The sequence below is a fragment of the Enhydrobacter sp. genome (assembly GCA_025808875.1).
In the GTDB taxonomy this organism is placed as follows: Bacteria; Pseudomonadota; Alphaproteobacteria; order Reyranellales; family Reyranellaceae; genus Reyranella.
Genome location: CP075528.1, coordinates 2795128 through 2810581, shown reverse-complemented (window position 1 = coordinate 2810581; position 15454 = coordinate 2795128). Strand labels below are relative to the sequence as shown.

Here is a 15454-nt window from a genome sequence, read left to right as displayed (position 1 = left end):
GATCGTGCCCTATTCGACGACCATCAGCGGCTCACCGAATTCGACTGGCTGCGCATTCTCGACCAGGATCTGGGCCACCGTCCCGGACTTGGGCGCCTTGATCGGGTTGAAGGTCTTCATGGCCTCGATGATGAGTAGCGTCTGGCCCGCGACGACCTTGTCACCGATCGCCACGAATGGCGGCTTCCCGGGTTCGGGCGACAGGTAGGCGGTACCGACCATGGGGGATTTCACCGCCCCCGGATGCTTCCCGGCGTCGCCAGCAACGGATACAGAGACCGTCGCCGCGGGCCCCGGCGTGGCCAGCGTCGATGCCGGAACGGCGACGGGAGCGGCGGCTGCGACCGTCACGGTCGGGCGCGCCACCCGGATGCGGCGCTCCCCGTCGGCTAACTCGATCTCGCCGAGATGGGTCTCTTCAAGAATCTCCGCGAGCTTGCGGATGAACTCGGTATCCATCTCGAACTTTGCCATGAACGATCGCTCCCGAGTGAAAGTCAGCGCGCTAGCAAGCGGGACAAGGCCTGCAAGGCAAGAAGATATCCTTGGCTACCCAGCCCTGCGATCACCCCGACCGCCGCCGGACTTATATAGGAGTGATGCCGGAACTTCTCCCGCTTGTAGATGTTCGAAAGGTGGACCTCGACCACTGGCAACTCCGCCGCGTTCAGCGCGTCGAGCAAGGCGACGGAGGTATGTGTATAGGCGCCTGCATTGATGACGATTCCGCTGTTCTTCTCTCGTGCCGCCTGAATCAGATCGACCAGTACTCCCTCATGGTTGCTTTGCGCGAACTCCACCAGAACGCCAAGCCTTGCTGCTTCTGCCCGGCAAGCTTTCTCGACATCGGCCAGAGTCTCGCGGCCATAGATTTCCGGCTGGCGTTTGCCCAGCATGTTCAGGTTGGGCCCGTTGAGCACCAGCACCGGCTTGGACGGTGGGCGCCGGGCGGCCTTGGCGGCCAATTCCTGCCTCCCCGATGATGAAACGCGGGCCTTATAGCCTGACGGCGCGCGCCCGGGCAAACAGCCTATCCGCCAGAACCTCGAAGGTCCGACGCTCATCCCCTGTCAGGGCCTCGAAGAGCTTTGTCTCATATGCCAGGGCCATGGGTACGATCCGGGCGTGCATCGCCCGGCCGCTCGCACTCAACGTGAGAGTCGTCCGGCGGCGGTCGGTATGGTCGGCGGTTCGTTCGACTAGACGTCGCTTCCACAGGCCGGCGACTGCCCGGCTGACGGCTACCTTGTCCACAACGATGCGCTGCCCAATATCCGAGGCGGTCAGTGGACCAAAACGTCCCAGCGCTGCCATCACTCGCCATTGGGTGACGCTGAGGCCGAAAGGTTCTCCATAGAGATCGTGCAGCGACTCGCTCACCAGTTGGGCAAGCACGGAAAGGCGGTAAGGGAGAAAATTCTCCAACTCCAGGACTTGCGGAGAGCTCAACATAATAGTTACATTTGAAACCAATCAATCCTCCACGTCAAACGGGAGATCGCCATGGCCGCCATCGTCGATCAGAAGTCGCCTGAGGACACGGTGAACCCGATGGACACGGACGGTTTCGAGTTCGTCGAATATGCCGCTCCCGATCCGGAGGCACTCGGCCGCCTGTTCGAGAGCATGGGTTTCGCGCGCGTGGCCCGGCATCGCTCGAAAGCCGTTTCCCTATATCGGCAGGGCGACGTGAATTTCATCGTCAATGCCGAGCCGGAGAGTTTCGCCCAGGGATTCGCCCGCGTACACGGTCCCAGCGTCTGCGCCATCGCTTTTCGTGTGAAGAACGCAGCACGCGCCTACAAGCGCGCCTTGTCGCTCGGGGCTTGGGGAGTGGAGGGCAAGATCGGTCCCATGGAACTCAATATTCCGGCCATCAAGGGTATCGGCGATTCGCTGATCTATCTTGTCGATCGCTATGGTCCGCGCGGCAGTATCTACGATGTCGACTTCGACTACCTGCCGGGTGTCGATCCTGATCCAACGGGCGTCGGCCTCACTTACATCGACCACCTGACGCACAACGTTCATCGTGGCCGCATGGCGGAGTGGGCGGACTTCTACGAACGGCTGTTCAATTTTCGGGAGATCCGCTACTTCGACATCGAGGGCAAGCTCACCGGCCTGAAGTCGAAAGCGATGACCAGTCCCTGCGGCAAGATCCGCATCCCGATCAACGAGAGCACCGACGACAAGTCGCAGATTCAGGAGTATCTCGCCGCTTACCATGGCGAGGGTATCCAGCACATAGCGTTGGGCACCAGCGACATCTACGCATCGGTGGAGATGCTGAAGACCTTGGGCGTCCCGTTCCAGACCGTACCCGACACCTACTACGAACAGGTCGACAGCCGCGTGCCGGGACATGGCGAGGACCTCGCCCGACTAGCCGCCGACCGTATCCTCATCGATGGTGCCCCTACGAAGGGCGGCGGCCTGCTTCTGCAGATCTTCACCCAGACCGTGATCGGTCCCATCTTCTTCGAGATCATCCAGCGCCGCGGCAACGAGGGTTTCGGCGAGGGCAACTTCAAGGCGTTGTTCGAATCGATCGAGCTCGACCAGATCCGTCGCGGCGTCCTGCAGGATAAGACCAACTAGGAGGGAACCATGGCGAGGAACTGGATACCGCTGCGCCAGGTCGAGGGCACGGCCTCGCGCCAAGCCCATGTACGGCTGCCGGCGGAAACCTACGAGCGCGAGATCAGCAAGGAGGGCTTTTTCGGCCCGTCGGCGCAATTTCATCACAAGCACAAGCCGACCGACTGGATCGAGTTCGACGGGCCGATCCGGCCGCGTGCGCTCGACCTCAACAAGCTCGCCACTTCAAGGGACAACCCTTGGGATGCCGAGTTGGTGATGACCAATGCGCACCTGCAGATGCGGATATGGCGGCTCGAGCGGCCGATGTCCGAGCTGGTCCGCAACAGCGACGGCGACCAGTTGCTGTTCGTTCACGAAGGGGAGGGCGAGCTGTTCTGCGACTACGGTCGGCTGATCTACTGCGAGGGCGACTATCTCATCATTCCACGCGGCACGATGTGGCGGCTTGCGCCGTCCAAGCCGACGTCGTCTCTGATGATCGAGGCGACCAACGACAGCTTCACCTTGCCTGATAAGGGACTGGTGGGTCGGCACGCCATCTTCGATCCGGCGATGCTCGACACGCCGGTCGTCGACGATGCTTTCCGGGCTCAGCAGGACGAACGCACCTGGAAGGTGTCGGTGAAGCGGCGCAATCAGCTTTCGACCGTCACTTACCCGTTCAATCCTCTTGATGCGGTAGGCTGGCACGGCGATCTCAGCGTCGTGCGCATCAACTGGCGCGACATCCGCCCGCTGATGAGTCATCGCTTTCACTTGCCGCCGTCGGCGCACACCACCTTCGTGGCCGGCCGGTTCGTTGTTTGCACCTTCGTGCCGCGGCCGCTGGAGAGTGACCCCGAGGCGCTGCGCCTGCCGTTCTTCCACAACAACGACGACTACGAGGAAGTGATCTTCTACCACAGGGGCAGCTTCTTCAGTCGTGACAACATCCATCCGGGCATGATGACGGTGCATCCCACCGGCTTCACGCACGGGCCGCATCCCAAGGCCTTCAACGCTGCCACCAAGGGCGGCAAGACGGAGACCGACGAGGTGGCGGTGATGATCGATACGCGTGACGCAGTCGACATTGCCGACATGCCGGCAGGCGTGGAGTTCGAAGGCTACGTGAAGTCGTGGCGACCGACGGAAATCAAGCAGGCGGCGGAGTAATGAAGCTCGGATCACTCAAGGAAGGCGGTCGCGACGGCACACTGATTGTCGTCGACCGCGATCTCAAGCGCGCGGTCCGGGCGACCAGCGTCGCGGCCACGCTGCAGAAGGCGTTGGACGATTGGGTGAACATTGCACCCAGGCTCTCCGAATTGGCGGACCGGCTACGTGACGACGGGGCGCCGGGCTCTTTCGATCTCGATACCACGGCTCTGGCCGCGCCGTTGCCGCGGGCCTATCAGTGGGCGGACGGTTCGGCTTACGTTGTTCATGTCGAGCTAGTCCGCAAGGCGCGTGGCGTGGAGATGCCGCCGAGTTTCTGGACCGACCCCCTTATGTACCAGGGCGGATCGGACTCCTTCATCGGCCCCAACGACGAGATCGAGGCGGTCGACGAGGCACACGGCATCGACTTCGAGGGCGAGATCGGCGTCGTCGTCGACGACGTGCCGATGGGCATCACGCCGGAGGCAGCGCGTCGCCACATCAAGCTGGTGACGATCTTGAACGACGTGTCGCTGCGCAACGTCATCGTCGCCGAGCTCGCCAAGGGCTTCGGCTTCTTCCATGGCAAGCCGGCGACGGCCTTCGCGCCCGTCGCGGTCACGCCCGACGAACTGGGCGACGCCTGGGACGGCGCCAGACTCGACCTGCCGCTGATCTCGACCTTGAACGGCAAGGAGTTCGGCCACCCGAGCGCCGCAACCGACCTCACGTTCGACTTCGGCCAGCTGATCGCCCATGCGGCGAGGACGCGACATCTCGAGGCAGGCACCATTGTCGGCTCGGGCACCGTTGCCAATCGGGAAGCGGGAGTAGGTTGTTCATGCATAGCCGAGCGGCGTGTGCGCGAGACGATCGAAACGGGCAAGCCTGTCACGCCATTCATGAAATTCGGTGACCGTGTCCGCATAGAGATGCTGGATCGCCAGAACCGTTCGATCTTCGGGGCGATCGACCAGAAGGTGGTGCGCTACGCGCTGCCGACTTGAGGATTCCACCCGCACGCCTTCAAAGACAGCCAGACACCGGCGAAACAGAACAGCGCGAAAACCCAGCCCGAGACTGCGCCGGCCATGACGCCCGACAGCAGCACGCCGACCGTGCAGCCAAGCGACACCATGGCCCCCCAGCCGAGCAGGATGCCGCCAGCGATGGCGCGCGTGACCTCCCGCGCCGTCGGCAGGCGCGGCTTGAAGTCGCCGGCGACGAGGGCCGACGCGAAGGCCGCCAGCACGAGCCCTGCGACGAACACGCCGTTGCGCGACAGCAGCGTCTCCTTGAGTGCCGTGGCGCAGCCGGCGAATGTGTCGAGCCCCTCCAGTCGAGCCGGCAACAGGCCTGCGGTGTTGGCGGTCGTGCGCGACCACGAGCCCAACTCTGCCGTCACGCCGAGTGGCCCCACCCGCAAGTAGGCGACGGTGGCGAGCGTACCGACCAGGACGCCGCCGAGGACCGCCGGCCAGCGGCGGTGCAGCACGGCCTCGATGGACGACGCCGGCGGTACGTCGGACGGCGGCCGGTGGCGCATCAGCAGGAGCGCAAGCACGCCCAGCGCCGCAAGCTGCAGTGCCAGCGAACCGCCATAGCCCAGCCAGTGCGGCAGCCACGGCACCGGCGATTCCTGGATCGTCCCGAGATAGAGCCAGTTCCAGGAAAGAAAGCCCAGGACGAAGCCGAGCGCGGCGCCGAGCAGGGCGAACGGCGCCGTCGGCGAGCCTTCACCCAGCCGATAGAGATGTGCGCTGATGCAGGAGCCCGACACCGTCATGCCAATACCGAAGACGAAGGCGCCCGTCGCCAGAACCCATGACACTGGGCCGATATGCGCGTCGGGTGGCAGGCGGCCCGGGGCGGGTTGCGGCAGCCAGCCTCCGATCACCGCGTAGGTGCCGAGCAGGCCGACGGCGAGTGCGGCGACGATGCCGAGCAGGCCGCGCGGATCGCGTCGCTCGAGGAAGTCTCGCGCATTGCAGAAGAAGCAGAAGCGGGAACGCTGGAGGACCACGCCGAAGGCGCCGCCGAGCAGCATCGAGAGCGGCAGTGAGCGGCCGAGTGGGTCGCTTGGCGGCAGCGCCAGGACGCAAGCGAAGAAGAACGCCGCGACGAGAGCGCCCACCAGGGGACGGGACACGGCGCCAGGGGTGGCGGAAGACGACACGGACATGCGGTTCGAAAGACTGGATGAACGAAGGCGCGCGGCTGCCCGCGCGCCTCATTCTCGCCCGCCCCGTAGGGGTAGGCTACTTGCCGGTCCAGACGGTGCCGGCGACGTTGACGATCGGCACGCCGACGGCGTTGCCGTACTCGGTCCACGAGCCGTCGTAGTTCTTCACCTGGTAGCCGAGGATCTTGGTCAGCGCGAACCAGGTATGGCTCGATCGCTCGCCGATGCGGCAGTAGGTGATGATCGGCGCGGTCCCGTCGATGCCCTTGCCGGCGTAAAGCGCCTTGAGTTCGTGGGCCGACTTGAAGGTACCGTCCGCAGCGACCGCCTCGCCCCACGGCACGTTGACGGCGCCCGGTACGTGGCCAGCTCGGATCGCCAGTTCCTGGATGCCGGCCGGCGCGATCACCTTGCCGTTGAACTCGTCCGGCGATCGGATATCGATCAGCCTGGCATTCGACTTCTTCTCCGCCGCGGCGAGAACGTCGGTAAGGCGGGCGCGCAGCGCCGGGCTGGCGTCGGCCAGTGCGATGCTGCCGGCCGGCTTCTGCGCGACCTGCGAGGACAGAGGCCGCTTCTCGGCTTCCCACTTCCGCCGGCCGCCGTCGAGCAGCTTCACGTTGGGAATGCCATAGATGTCGAATACCCAGGCCCCCCACGCAGCAAACCAGTTGTTGGTGTCGCCATAGAGCACGATGGTATTGCCGGTGCTGACGCCCGCCTGGCGCAGCCGCTTCTGCAGGTCGTCCCTGGAGACGATGTCGCGGCGTACACGATCGGCGAGATCTGTATGCCACACGAGGTTGCTTGCGCCGGGGATATGGCCGCGCTCGTAGACGCCGGGGTTGACGCTGACCTCGATCACCCGCACTTGTGGGTTGTTGAGGTTCTTCTCGAGCCAGTCCGTACTGACGAGGGCGTCGGACGCCTGTGTGCCGGACGACAGCAGCAGGCCGGCGGCGGCGGCCACGATGGCGCCAAAGGCGTGCGCGATTCTCATCTCTTCTTCCTCCTTGACCCTTTCGGTCGTAGGGGAGACAGGCTAGGAGGGGCGCGACGGCGCAACAACAGCATGGTTCGGCAAAGGATTCGCCTTTCGTGCAAGTCTTTGTGCGAAGCTGCCGTCAGCGAAGCAGACTTTGTCATTTGAAGCCACCGGAGAGGGGCGGGATGAAGCTAATCGGTTACTTCAGGTCGTCCGCCGCGTACCGAGTGCGCATCGCACTCAACTTTAAGGGGATCGCGGTCGAGCACGAGTTTCGGCACTTGCGCAAGGCCGAGCACCTGTCACCCGACTTCGCTGCGATCAATCCGCAGAAATTATTGCCGGCGCTGATCCTCGACAACGGGCAGGCGCTTGGTCAGTCGCTCGCCATCATCGAGTATCTTGAGGAGATCTGCCCGCAGCCGCCCCTTCTGCCGTTCAACCCCGTTGACCGTGCCCGGGTACGGTCGTTGTCGATGATCGTGGCGGCGGAAATCCATCCGGTGCAGAATCTCAGGGTACTGGGCTATCTGCGCCGGCATTTCGGTCAGACCGACGACGGTGTCTTCGCCTGGGCGAGGCACTGGATCGAGACCGGCTTCGAGGCCTACGAAGCCTCGATCGCCGAGGATCCCAAAACCGGCATCTTCAGCCATGGCGATCAGCCGACCATGGCGGATCTCTGTCTCGTTCCCCAGGTCTTCAATGCCGGGCGCTACAAGGTCGACATGACGCGATTTCCCACCATTCAGCGCATCTACGACGCCTGCGTGAAATTGCCCGCCTTCGATGCGGCGCAGCCGTCGCGGCAACCCGACGCGGAGTCATGAGAAAGGTCCTCTACGCCGGCCTCCTGTTGGCCCTGTTGGCGGTGGCTGCCGTGGTCGTCGTGCCGCTGGCAGAGCGGCACGCCGCCGACCGTGTAAAGGCGGAAATCGAGGCTGACGGCAAGACACGGGTCGGCTCGGTCGAGGTCGGATTGCTGTCCCGCAGCCTCGTCCTCACCGACCTCAGGTCGAGGCGCGTGGGTGACATCTCCATAGGCCGCTGGCGCGCCTCGGGTCTTGCTTGGCCGTTCGATGAGTTGCTACGCGGCCGCACGCCGCTTTCGGGCTGGCGGCTGGGCGATCCTTTGACGGCCGGCAGCATAGAGATTGACGCGTTGGTAGTCGTCTCGGAGGACGGTTCGACGTGGAGCGTCGATCTGCTGCGGCTCGAGGGCTTCGAACTTGCAGCGTATGACGACGATGTCGGCCCTGGGCCGAATCGGGTCGTGGCGCTCGGCGCGCGGGTCTTGCAAGCACTGACCTTGAGCCGCTTCGAAGAGCAGGGCGTCGCCTTCACCGGGCCGGGCAGCCACAACACCGTGCGGATCGAGTCGTTCGTTCTGCACGATGTGTCGCGAGGCGACGTCGGCTCGCTCGCGTTGACCCGCTTCGAAATCGGGGAGAGGGGAGCGAAGGAACCGGGGTTCGCGTTGGCCAGCATCGATGCGAAAGGAATCGGTCTGCGGCGCATCCTCTCCTCTCTGTCCTCGCCGGATTGGGAACCGGGCGTCCCCACGGGGCGTCTCGACCTGGAGGCGTTCGACGCCAGTGGATTCGACGGGGCATTGCTCAAACAGTACGGACTCTCGCTCGATCGGATCGGGTACGAGATGGTCCGCGAGGCGCCCGGCATCACGCGCGCGCGCTCGCGCATTACCGGCTTCTCGATGGCGCCACCGTTGCACGGCGCCGAGACGCTCCAATTGCGGATGATCATGGAGGCGATGGGACTCGAGGAGCTGCGGCTGGAACTCGAATGTTCCGCCATCGAGGATCGCAACAAGGGGGAATTGTCCGTCGATCGATGCGCCCTGATCGGACGCGATCTCGGCGAGGTCGACCTGTCCTTGAAGGTCGTGGATGCCGACGAAGCCTTCTGGCGAGCCGTGGACGAGGGAGACATGGCTCTGGTCTACCGCTCGCAGGCGGCACTCGGAACGGCGCGTCTGACCCTGGCCGACCGAAGCCTGCTAGACCGCGCTCTTCGCGCGGCGGCGAGCACGACCGGCCAGCCCGTGGCGGCCATGCGCGCGGAAGCAGCCCGCGAGGTGCGCCGCTTCCAGCCGGCGGGAGTGCTCATTACGGAGGACATGACCAGGTTGCTGGACACGGTGGCTCGTTTCATCGAGCTCGGCGGCACATTGGTCGTCGAAGCGCGGCCCGACCCGCCTTTCGGTCTCGACCGCGTCTCCTATCTTGCGACGCCGGGTCCAGACCTGATCGACGTGCTCGGCGTGTCGGCGAAACTGACGCGCTGATCGCCGGCACGCACTACCCCTTGCGACGCGCTTCCGCGATCAGTTGACGCAGCGTATCGGCGTCGACGGCGCCGGGAACGAAGTGACCGCCGACGACGAAGGCAGGTGTACCGCGAACGCCGAGTTCGGAGGCTAGAGCGGCGTTGCGCTCGATGATCTCGCGGAGTTTCGGATCCTCCATGTCCTCCTGAAGCTTGGGCACGTCGAGCCCGACCGATCCGGCGATCTCGAATATGCGTTCGCGGTCGAGTTTGCCGTTGAACCCGAGCAGGGCGTCGTGCATCTCGCCGTGCTTGCCCTGCTTGCGCGCGGCAAGGGCCGCCAGGGCGGCGATGCGCGACGGCTCGCCCAGGATGGGCAGGTCCTTGAGGACCAGCCTTACCTTCGGATCGGTCGCGAGCACCGCTTTCACCGCGGTATGGGCGCGTTTGCAATAGGGGCACTGATAGTCGTTGAACTCGACCACGGTGACGTCGCCGTCGGGATTGCCGGCCACGGGACTGTCCGGGTCCCGCAACAGCGCCTCCTGATGGGTCCGGATCGCCCTCTGGGCGACCGCGTCGCGCTGGCTGTCCTGCTTGCGCTCGAGTTCCTGCATCGCTTCGACCAGCACTTCCGGATTGGCGAGCAGGTAGTCGCGCACGCTCTTGCCGAATGTCGTCTTGTCCGAAGGCGATAGAGATGCCGCGGCCGTGGGCGGCACGCCGGTTCGAAATGCGACGAAGGCGCCGGCGACGATCAGGACCGCGCAGAGAATCAGAAGGGGAAATCGCATCGATAGTCTCCGGTGAGGCGTCAGTTCTTGCGTGGCCTCGAGTTGATGTATGCCTTGAGATCCTGGGCACGATGCCAGGCGGGAGTGCCGGGTTGCAGCTGGCGCTCGGCGGCGGCGGCGTGAACCTGCGCCTCGCTGCGCTGACCACGGATGACGGCCATTTCCGCGCGGGCCAACGACGTCATGCCCGGGTTGTTGAGCCGGGAGTACCCGGATGCCATGAGGCGCCACAGCTCGAAGCTGTTGGATTCCGACTGCGTGGCGGCCAGCTCCAGGTTGCGCACCGCTTCCCGGTCGTTCTCGGGGCGATTCGTTTCGAGCAGAGCGCGCGCCAGATCGATCTTGACGATGCCGATCTGTGGCAGAAGTTGGACGGCCCGGCGATAGGAGGGGATAGCCTCGGCGGCACGGCCGTTCTCGAACAGCATCTGGCCGCGCAGCTCGTGGAAATAGGGATCGTTGGGGTGCTCCTTGAGCAGGCCGTCGATGGTCAGCAGCGCCGAGCCGAGGGCGCCCTGGCGGTAGAGGGCGATGGCGCGCGCATATCGGGCTGGCACCGAGCGATCGCCCTCGCTGTACCGCTGCAATGCGGCGCCGGGCGAGATGAAGCCCCACAGCTTTGCGATCATGCGCTGGTGCAGCTCGAGAAATCGCGGGCTGTCGGGGGTGTTGGCGTAGGGCGAACGTGCCGCCGCCGCCTCGAACGCATCGATGCGTTCGGGGGTGAGCGGGTGGGTGCTGAGATAGGGATTGCGGCGGCCGATCATCATGCGCTCCTGCTGCAGCAGGACGCGCAGGAACTCGACCGTCCCCTTGGGCGACTGCTGCGTGCGCTCGAGATAGGTGATGGCGGCCTGGTCCGCGGCGTTTTCCTGGGTTTGCGTGTATTTGAGGAAGGAGAGCAGCGAGCCCGGCGCCTGCGCGCTGCCGGGTCCCGTCGGCCCGGGCCGCGAGGTGCCGCTGCCGCCGGAAACGGCACTGCCCGCCATTGCGCCGGCGCTGAGGATCGCTTCGATGATTTGCAGCGTGCTGAGGTCGCGCAGTTCCTCCTGCAGGCGTGCGAGGTGGCCGCCGGCGACGTGGCCGGTCTCGTGAGCCAGCACGCCGATCAGCTGGTTGGGGCGCTCGGTGCGCATCAGCAATCCGGTGTTGAGAAAGATCCTTTGACCGGCAGCGACGAAGGCGTTGAGTGCACCGTCCTGGACGATCATGATCTCGAGTGCCGCGGGATCGAGACCGGCGGCGCGCCAGATCGGCGTCACGAAGATGCGGAGCGTGCTCTCGATCTCGGCGTCGCGGATCAGGCTGAGGCGTTGACCTTGTTGCGCCGTCGCGGCACGAAGCGGAGTCAGCGCCGCGAGCACGAGACAGGTGAGGATGATGATGCGTCGGAACACGGGCGTCACGGGTTACGGCCAAGCTAGAAACGCGCGGCCGCGGCGTCAATTGCACAGCTTTGCCCTGATTGCGGCGATTTTGGTGTCGTCGTGCTCGGGTGACGGCAGCGCCGACCGCGAGTATCGTACCAATCCGGCCTACCTGGCACCCAATCAGGCCGGCTTGAGCGCGCTGCTCCGCGGAGGGACGCGGTTCGCCGCCGTGTCGGCCGACGAGAGTCGCGCCGCCGAGGTCGGGCGGGAGATCCTGCTGGGCGGTGGCAATGCCGTCGATGCAGCGGTGGCCATGTATTTCGCCATGGCCGTCACGCTGCCTTCGGCCGCGAGTCTCGGCGCGTCGGGTGCGTGCATCGTCCACAATGCGAGGACGCGCGCGGGCGAGGTTTTCGCGTTCGCGCCGACGCCGGCTCCGGGTCCGGTGCATGGCACCTCGTTCACGGTGCCGGTCGGCGTTCGTGCCGTCACGCTCATGCACGTCAGACACGGTCAGGCGCGCTGGGAACAGGCGGTCGCGCCGGCCGAACGGCTGGCGCGCCTCGGTGTGCCGGTGTCGCGGGCGCTCGCGCGCGATCTGCAGGCCGGCGGCGCGACGCTCGCGGCCGATCCCGAGGCGGTCCGCTACTTCAGCCGCCGTTCGGGCGGCTTGCTCGCCGAAGGCGACAACTGGGCGCCGCTCGATCTGGCGGCGACGCTCGGTGTCATCCGCCAGCGTGGCGGCGCCGATTTCTTCAGCGGTACCTTTGCCAGGTTCCTGTCGGATCAGGTCTCGCGGATCGGTGGCAACCTGCCCATCGAGACCCTGCGCAGCAGCGTGCCGATTTCCGGTGCCCCGCCGGCGCAGGACTACCGCGGCTACAAGGTGTATGTCGCACCGGCACCGTTGGCGGGTGCCAGAGCGCTCGCCGGTTGGAATGGAGAGCCCGCGCCTTCGACGGCCGTTCCGACGAACTCCGGCGGCATCGCCGGCCTGGCGGCGGTCGATACCGGGGGCGGCGCCGCGGCTTGCGCCTTCTCCATGGGGCAGCTCTTCGGTGCGCGCATCATGGTGCCGGGCACGGGCATTCTGCTCGGTGCACCGACGCCGGATGCGGCCGCCGTGAGCCCGGTCGTCGTCGGCAATCCGCAGAACGGCGAGTTCAAGTTCGCCGGTGCCGGCGGCGGCTCGCCGGCCGCCGCCTATGCGACCGGTGCCGTCGCGCGGCTGGCCCTGCAGAACGACCAACCGGTGGGGGCGGCCCTCGTGTCGCGCCGCGGGCAGGGCGGCTGGGTCAATGCGATGGCTTGTCCCGAAGGCATTCGCTCGGGCGCCGTGTCGTGCAACAGCGGCATCGATCCCGCCGGGTCGGGCCTGGCGTTGATCGTCGATTCGCGCTGAAGGGGCGATCATCCGTGCCACCCAAGCTGTCGCGCCGCGCCGGCGCCGTCGATCCATTCATCGTCATGGACGTGATGGCCGCGGCCGCCGCCAAGGAGGCGACGGGCGACACGGTCATCCATCTCGAGGTCGGCCAGCCGAGCACGCCGGCACCGAAGGGAGCGCTCGCGGCGGCGCATGTGGCGCTCGACGCCGACCGGATCGGCTACGTCGCCGCCCTCGGCGTTCCGGCGCTGCGCGAGCGCATCGCGCGGCACTATCGCGAAGCCTATGGCACCGACGTCTCGCCCGAGCGCGTGATCGTGACGACCGGGTCGTCCGGCGGCTTTCCGCTCGCCTTCCTCGCGAGCTTCGACGCGGGTGATCGTGTCGCCCTGGCGGCGCCCGGCTACCCCGCCTATCGCAACATCCTCGCCGCGCTCAATCTCGAGGCGGTGGACCTGCCGACCTCGGCGGCCGACCGCTTCCAGCCGACGGTCGAGGCCTTGAAGAAGGCCGGCCGCCTCGACGGCCTGATCGTCGCCAGCCCGTCCAACCCGACCGGCACCATGGTGAACCACGCCGAGATGAAGGCGCTGGCGGCGTGGTGCGACGACAACGGCGTGCGGCTGATCTCGGACGAGATCTATCACGGCATCGTCTACGGGGGCGACACGGTGTCGGCAGCGGAAGTCTCCGAGACGGCCATCGTGGTCAACAGCTTCTCCAAGTACTTCTCGATGACCGGTTGGCGAGTCGGCTGGCTGGTCGTGCCGCCGGACCTGGTGCGGCCGATCGAGCGGCTCGCGCAGAACTTCTTCATCTCCGTGCCGACCCTCAGTCAGCACGCGGCACTGGCGGCGTTCGAGTGCCGCGACGAACTCGACGGCCACGTCCGGCGCTATCGTGCCAATCGCGACCTGCTGCTGGCCAGGCTGCCGGCCGCCGGATTCCCGACCTTCGCGCCGGCCGAGGGCGCCTTCTATCTCTATGCCGACGTCGCGCATCTGACCAACGACAGTCGGGAGTTCTGCAAGCGCATGCTGCAGGAGGCGGGCGTGGCGACGACGCCCGGCGTCGATTTCGATCGCGCCCGTGGAGCCGGCACCTTGCGCATCTCCTTCGCCGGCTCGACGGCGGAGATGGAGGAGGCGGTGCGCCGCCTCAAGGCGTGGAGGCGCGCGTGAAGATCGCACTGGTGGCGTTCGCGATGCTGCTGTCCTTCCCGGCATTCGCCCGGCAGGGACCGAGCTTCGACTGCGCCAGGGCATCGACCGCGGTCGAGCGCGCGATCTGCGAGGATGCCGCGCTCGGCCGTGCCGACCGCGACCTTGCCGCCGCCTATGCCGCGCTTGGCGGCAGGTTGAACGGCGCCGCGAGAGATCATCTGCGGCAGGATCAACTGCGCTGGATCGCGGCGCGCAACGACGCCTGTGCGCACGACACCGATGGCATCGCGGTCTGCCTCAAGAATCGCTACGGTGCGCGCATCGCCAACCTGAGAGCGTTCGCCGAGGGCGGTTATCCCTTCATCGCCGAGCTGGCGCTCCACGAGGCGGGCAGGCTGGGCCAGGTGGCCTGGTCCTACGACATCGCCTATCCGCGGTTCGATGGCGCGTCGGCCAATTTTGCCGCGGTCAACGCGCGTTTCGCCGACAGGGCGCGCAAGGCGGCCGCCGAGGCCACGCCGAAGGCCGATGCCGGCGTCGACCGCGAGCAGCAATGGACCTACGAGCAGAGTTTCGAGGTGGTGCGTCCGTCGCCTCATGCCGTCACGGTCGTCACCGGCTTCTATGGCTTCTCCGGCGGAGCGCACGGCTACGGCGCAACCGACTGTACGTTGGTCGACCTGCGCAGCGGCGAGGCCGTCGGACCCGACGGCGTGATGGATGGCGCCTGGCTCGACGAGATGATCCGGCTGGCTGGTGCCGATCTCAAGGCGCAGTTCGTCGACAAGCCCGGTTTTCCCGAGGCCCTCGAGCGAGACAATCTCGCCAAGCTGCTGGCCGAGCCCGACCGCTATTGCTGGCGTGCCGGCCGGCTCGAGCTGATCTTCAACCAGTACGAGGTCGGACCCTACGCGGCGGGCCCCTATTCGGTCGGCATCCCACTCTCGATCCTGCAGCCGCTGCTGCGTTCCGGCGGTCCGCTGTCGCGTTAGTGCAGCTTGCGGCGATCGCGCACCGGCTGGGCCGGGGGCGCGGCGGTCGCGGTGCGCGGGCGCTCCACCGAGGGCACCGGGCCCGAGTGGTGGCCGACCAGGTGCCAGCCGTCGCTCAGGCGCACGAAGCTGTTGGTCGCCATGAGCTGCACGGTCGGCAGGATCTCGCGGCACACGACGAGAGCGAGGCCGCCGCGGCCCATCGTCCATTCGTCGCTGCAGCGCACGCGCGGCGCATCGGGATGGCGCAGGATGCCGCGCCAGCTCGCCATGATCTCGGCGCGTTCGTGCAGCGGCGCCTGCCCCGGATGCAGGCACACCATGGCTCCGCTCGGCGCCCAGATGCGCTCCATGGCGTCGGCGTCGCGATCGTTGAAGGCCTTGTAGAAGGCGCGGTTGGCGGCCAGAACGGCCTCGCGCTCGTCGTCGTCGAATTCCGCCAGTAGAGGCGGCAGGCGGGGCGGGCGGCGGGGCATCTTCGACTCTCGAAACGGCGATGTTGCGCGCGCTAGAATTAGCCGACAGAGAGGAAGCATCCAACCCGAGAGAAC

16 protein-coding genes are annotated in these 15454 nt (G+C 66.3%); 8 read left to right on the top strand and 8 right to left on the bottom strand.

Annotated features, from left to right (window positions below; translation table 11 throughout):
- Positions 1-9 precede the first annotated feature (9 nt).
- Genes accB through KIT25_13950 form a run of 3 tightly spaced genes read right to left on the bottom strand, consistent with a single transcriptional unit; the run spans position 10 to position 1395 of the window.
- The gene (gene accB, locus KIT25_13960; protein UYN93172.1) at positions 10-474 is read right to left on the bottom strand and encodes an acetyl-CoA carboxylase biotin carboxyl carrier protein; all 465 of its coding nucleotides are present in this window, start codon (positions 472-474) and stop codon (positions 10-12) included.
- A 23-nt stretch (positions 475-497) separates the two neighbouring features.
- Positions 498-1064 (bottom strand): type II 3-dehydroquinate dehydratase, encoded by a 567-nt coding sequence (aroQ, locus tag KIT25_13955; protein UYN93171.1) that lies wholly within the window; start codon positions 1062-1064, stop codon positions 498-500.
- Positions 997-1395, bottom strand: a complete 399-nt coding sequence (locus KIT25_13950) for a MarR family transcriptional regulator (protein ID UYN93170.1) — start codon at positions 1393-1395, stop codon at positions 997-999. Before KIT25_13950 ends, aroQ begins: the two co-directional genes overlap by 68 nt.
- Before the next feature lie 108 nt (positions 1396-1503).
- Here KIT25_13950 and hppD point away from each other — a divergent pair, with 108 nt between their 5' ends.
- The 3 genes from hppD to KIT25_13935 are packed head-to-tail and all read left to right on the top strand — an operon-like array spanning position 1504 to position 4751.
- Positions 1504-2601 carry a 4-hydroxyphenylpyruvate dioxygenase gene (hppD, locus tag KIT25_13945; GenBank protein ID UYN93169.1) on the top strand — a complete coding sequence of 366 codons (1098 nt, stop codon included), beginning with the start codon at positions 1504-1506 and terminating at the stop codon, positions 2599-2601.
- Positions 2602-2610: 9 nt separating this feature from the next.
- Positions 2611-3759, top strand: coding sequence for a homogentisate 1,2-dioxygenase (locus KIT25_13940; GenBank protein ID UYN93168.1), 1149 nt, complete (start codon positions 2611-2613; stop codon positions 3757-3759).
- Complete coding sequence (locus tag KIT25_13935; protein UYN93167.1) at positions 3759-4751, top strand: fumarylacetoacetate hydrolase family protein; 993 nt, start codon at positions 3759-3761, stop codon at positions 4749-4751. Before KIT25_13940 ends, KIT25_13935 begins: the two co-directional genes overlap by 1 nt.
- On the opposite strand, the gene KIT25_13930 is transcribed toward KIT25_13935, so the two are convergent.
- Positions 4733-5878, bottom strand: a complete 1146-nt coding sequence (locus KIT25_13930; GenBank protein UYN93166.1) for a YeeE/YedE family protein — start codon at positions 5876-5878, stop codon at positions 4733-4735. The genes KIT25_13935 and KIT25_13930 overlap by 19 nt on opposite strands.
- Before the next feature lie 124 nt (positions 5879-6002).
- The gene (locus tag KIT25_13925) at positions 6003-6926 is read right to left on the bottom strand and encodes a sulfurtransferase (protein UYN93165.1); all 924 of its coding nucleotides are present in this window, start codon (positions 6924-6926) and stop codon (positions 6003-6005) included.
- A 170-nt stretch (positions 6927-7096) separates the two neighbouring features.
- On the opposite strand from KIT25_13925, the gene maiA reads away from it, so the two are divergent.
- Both maiA and KIT25_13915 read left to right on the top strand, forming a co-directional pair.
- Positions 7097-7741 (top strand): maleylacetoacetate isomerase, encoded by a 645-nt coding sequence (gene maiA / locus KIT25_13920; GenBank protein UYN93164.1) that lies wholly within the window; start codon positions 7097-7099, stop codon positions 7739-7741.
- Between the two features lie 50 nt (positions 7742-7791).
- The gene (locus KIT25_13915) at positions 7792-9216 is read left to right on the top strand and encodes a hypothetical protein (protein UYN93163.1); all 1425 of its coding nucleotides are present in this window, start codon (positions 7792-7794) and stop codon (positions 9214-9216) included.
- A 13-nt stretch (positions 9217-9229) separates the two neighbouring features.
- Here KIT25_13915 and KIT25_13910 read toward each other — a convergent pair whose 3' ends face one another.
- Together KIT25_13910 and KIT25_13905 are read right to left on the bottom strand one after the other, a co-directional pair.
- Positions 9230-9991, bottom strand: a complete 762-nt coding sequence (locus KIT25_13910; GenBank protein ID UYN93162.1) for a DsbA family protein — start codon at positions 9989-9991, stop codon at positions 9230-9232.
- Between the two features lie 20 nt (positions 9992-10011).
- Positions 10012-11397 (bottom strand): M48 family metallopeptidase, encoded by a 1386-nt coding sequence (locus KIT25_13905; GenBank protein UYN93161.1) that lies wholly within the window; start codon positions 11395-11397, stop codon positions 10012-10014.
- On the opposite strand from KIT25_13905, the gene KIT25_13900 reads away from it, so the two are divergent.
- The 3 genes from KIT25_13900 (at position 11372) to KIT25_13890 (ending at position 14903) form a co-directional block, all read left to right on the top strand.
- Complete coding sequence (locus tag KIT25_13900; GenBank protein UYN93160.1) at positions 11372-12763, top strand: gamma-glutamyltransferase; 1392 nt, start codon at positions 11372-11374, stop codon at positions 12761-12763. The genes KIT25_13905 and KIT25_13900 overlap by 26 nt on opposite strands.
- A gap of 65 nt (positions 12764-12828) precedes the next feature.
- Positions 12829-13929: a pyridoxal phosphate-dependent aminotransferase gene (locus KIT25_13895; GenBank protein ID UYN97934.1), complete on the top strand. Its 1101-nt coding sequence runs from the start codon at positions 12829-12831 to the stop codon at positions 13927-13929.
- The gene (locus KIT25_13890) at positions 13926-14903 is read left to right on the top strand and encodes a DUF4163 domain-containing protein (protein UYN93159.1); all 978 of its coding nucleotides are present in this window, start codon (positions 13926-13928) and stop codon (positions 14901-14903) included. The genes KIT25_13895 and KIT25_13890 overlap by 4 nt, the downstream gene beginning before the upstream one ends.
- Here KIT25_13890 and KIT25_13885 read toward each other — a convergent pair.
- Positions 14900-15379, bottom strand: coding sequence for a nuclear transport factor 2 family protein (locus tag KIT25_13885; GenBank protein UYN93158.1), 480 nt, complete (start codon positions 15377-15379; stop codon positions 14900-14902). The genes KIT25_13890 and KIT25_13885 overlap by 4 nt on opposite strands.
- Between the last annotated feature and the right edge of the window lie 75 nt (positions 15380-15454).

Coding starts and splice junctions, on each gene's coding strand:
- KIT25_13885 (UYN93158.1), bottom strand. CDS start 15,379: ATGCCCCGCCGCCCGCCCCGCCTGCCGCCTCTACTGGCGGAATTCGAC.
- aroQ (UYN93171.1), bottom strand. CDS start 1,064: ATGAGCGTCGGACCTTCGAGGTTCTGGCGGATAGGCTGTTTGCCCGGG.
- KIT25_13925 (UYN93165.1), bottom strand. CDS start 6,926: ATGAGAATCGCGCACGCCTTTGGCGCCATCGTGGCCGCCGCCGCCGGC.
- KIT25_13900 (UYN93160.1), top strand. CDS start 11,372: ATGATGCGTCGGAACACGGGCGTCACGGGTTACGGCCAAGCTAGAAAC.
- KIT25_13940 (UYN93168.1), top strand. CDS start 2,611: ATGGCGAGGAACTGGATACCGCTGCGCCAGGTCGAGGGCACGGCCTCG.
- KIT25_13895 (UYN97934.1), top strand. CDS start 12,829: ATGGACGTGATGGCCGCGGCCGCCGCCAAGGAGGCGACGGGCGACACG.
- KIT25_13910 (UYN93162.1), bottom strand. CDS start 9,991: ATGCGATTTCCCCTTCTGATTCTCTGCGCGGTCCTGATCGTCGCCGGC.
- KIT25_13935 (UYN93167.1), top strand. CDS start 3,759: ATGAAGCTCGGATCACTCAAGGAAGGCGGTCGCGACGGCACACTGATT.
- hppD (UYN93169.1), top strand. CDS start 1,504: ATGGCCGCCATCGTCGATCAGAAGTCGCCTGAGGACACGGTGAACCCG.
- maiA (UYN93164.1), top strand. CDS start 7,097: ATGAAGCTAATCGGTTACTTCAGGTCGTCCGCCGCGTACCGAGTGCGC.
- accB (UYN93172.1), bottom strand. CDS start 474: ATGGCAAAGTTCGAGATGGATACCGAGTTCATCCGCAAGCTCGCGGAG.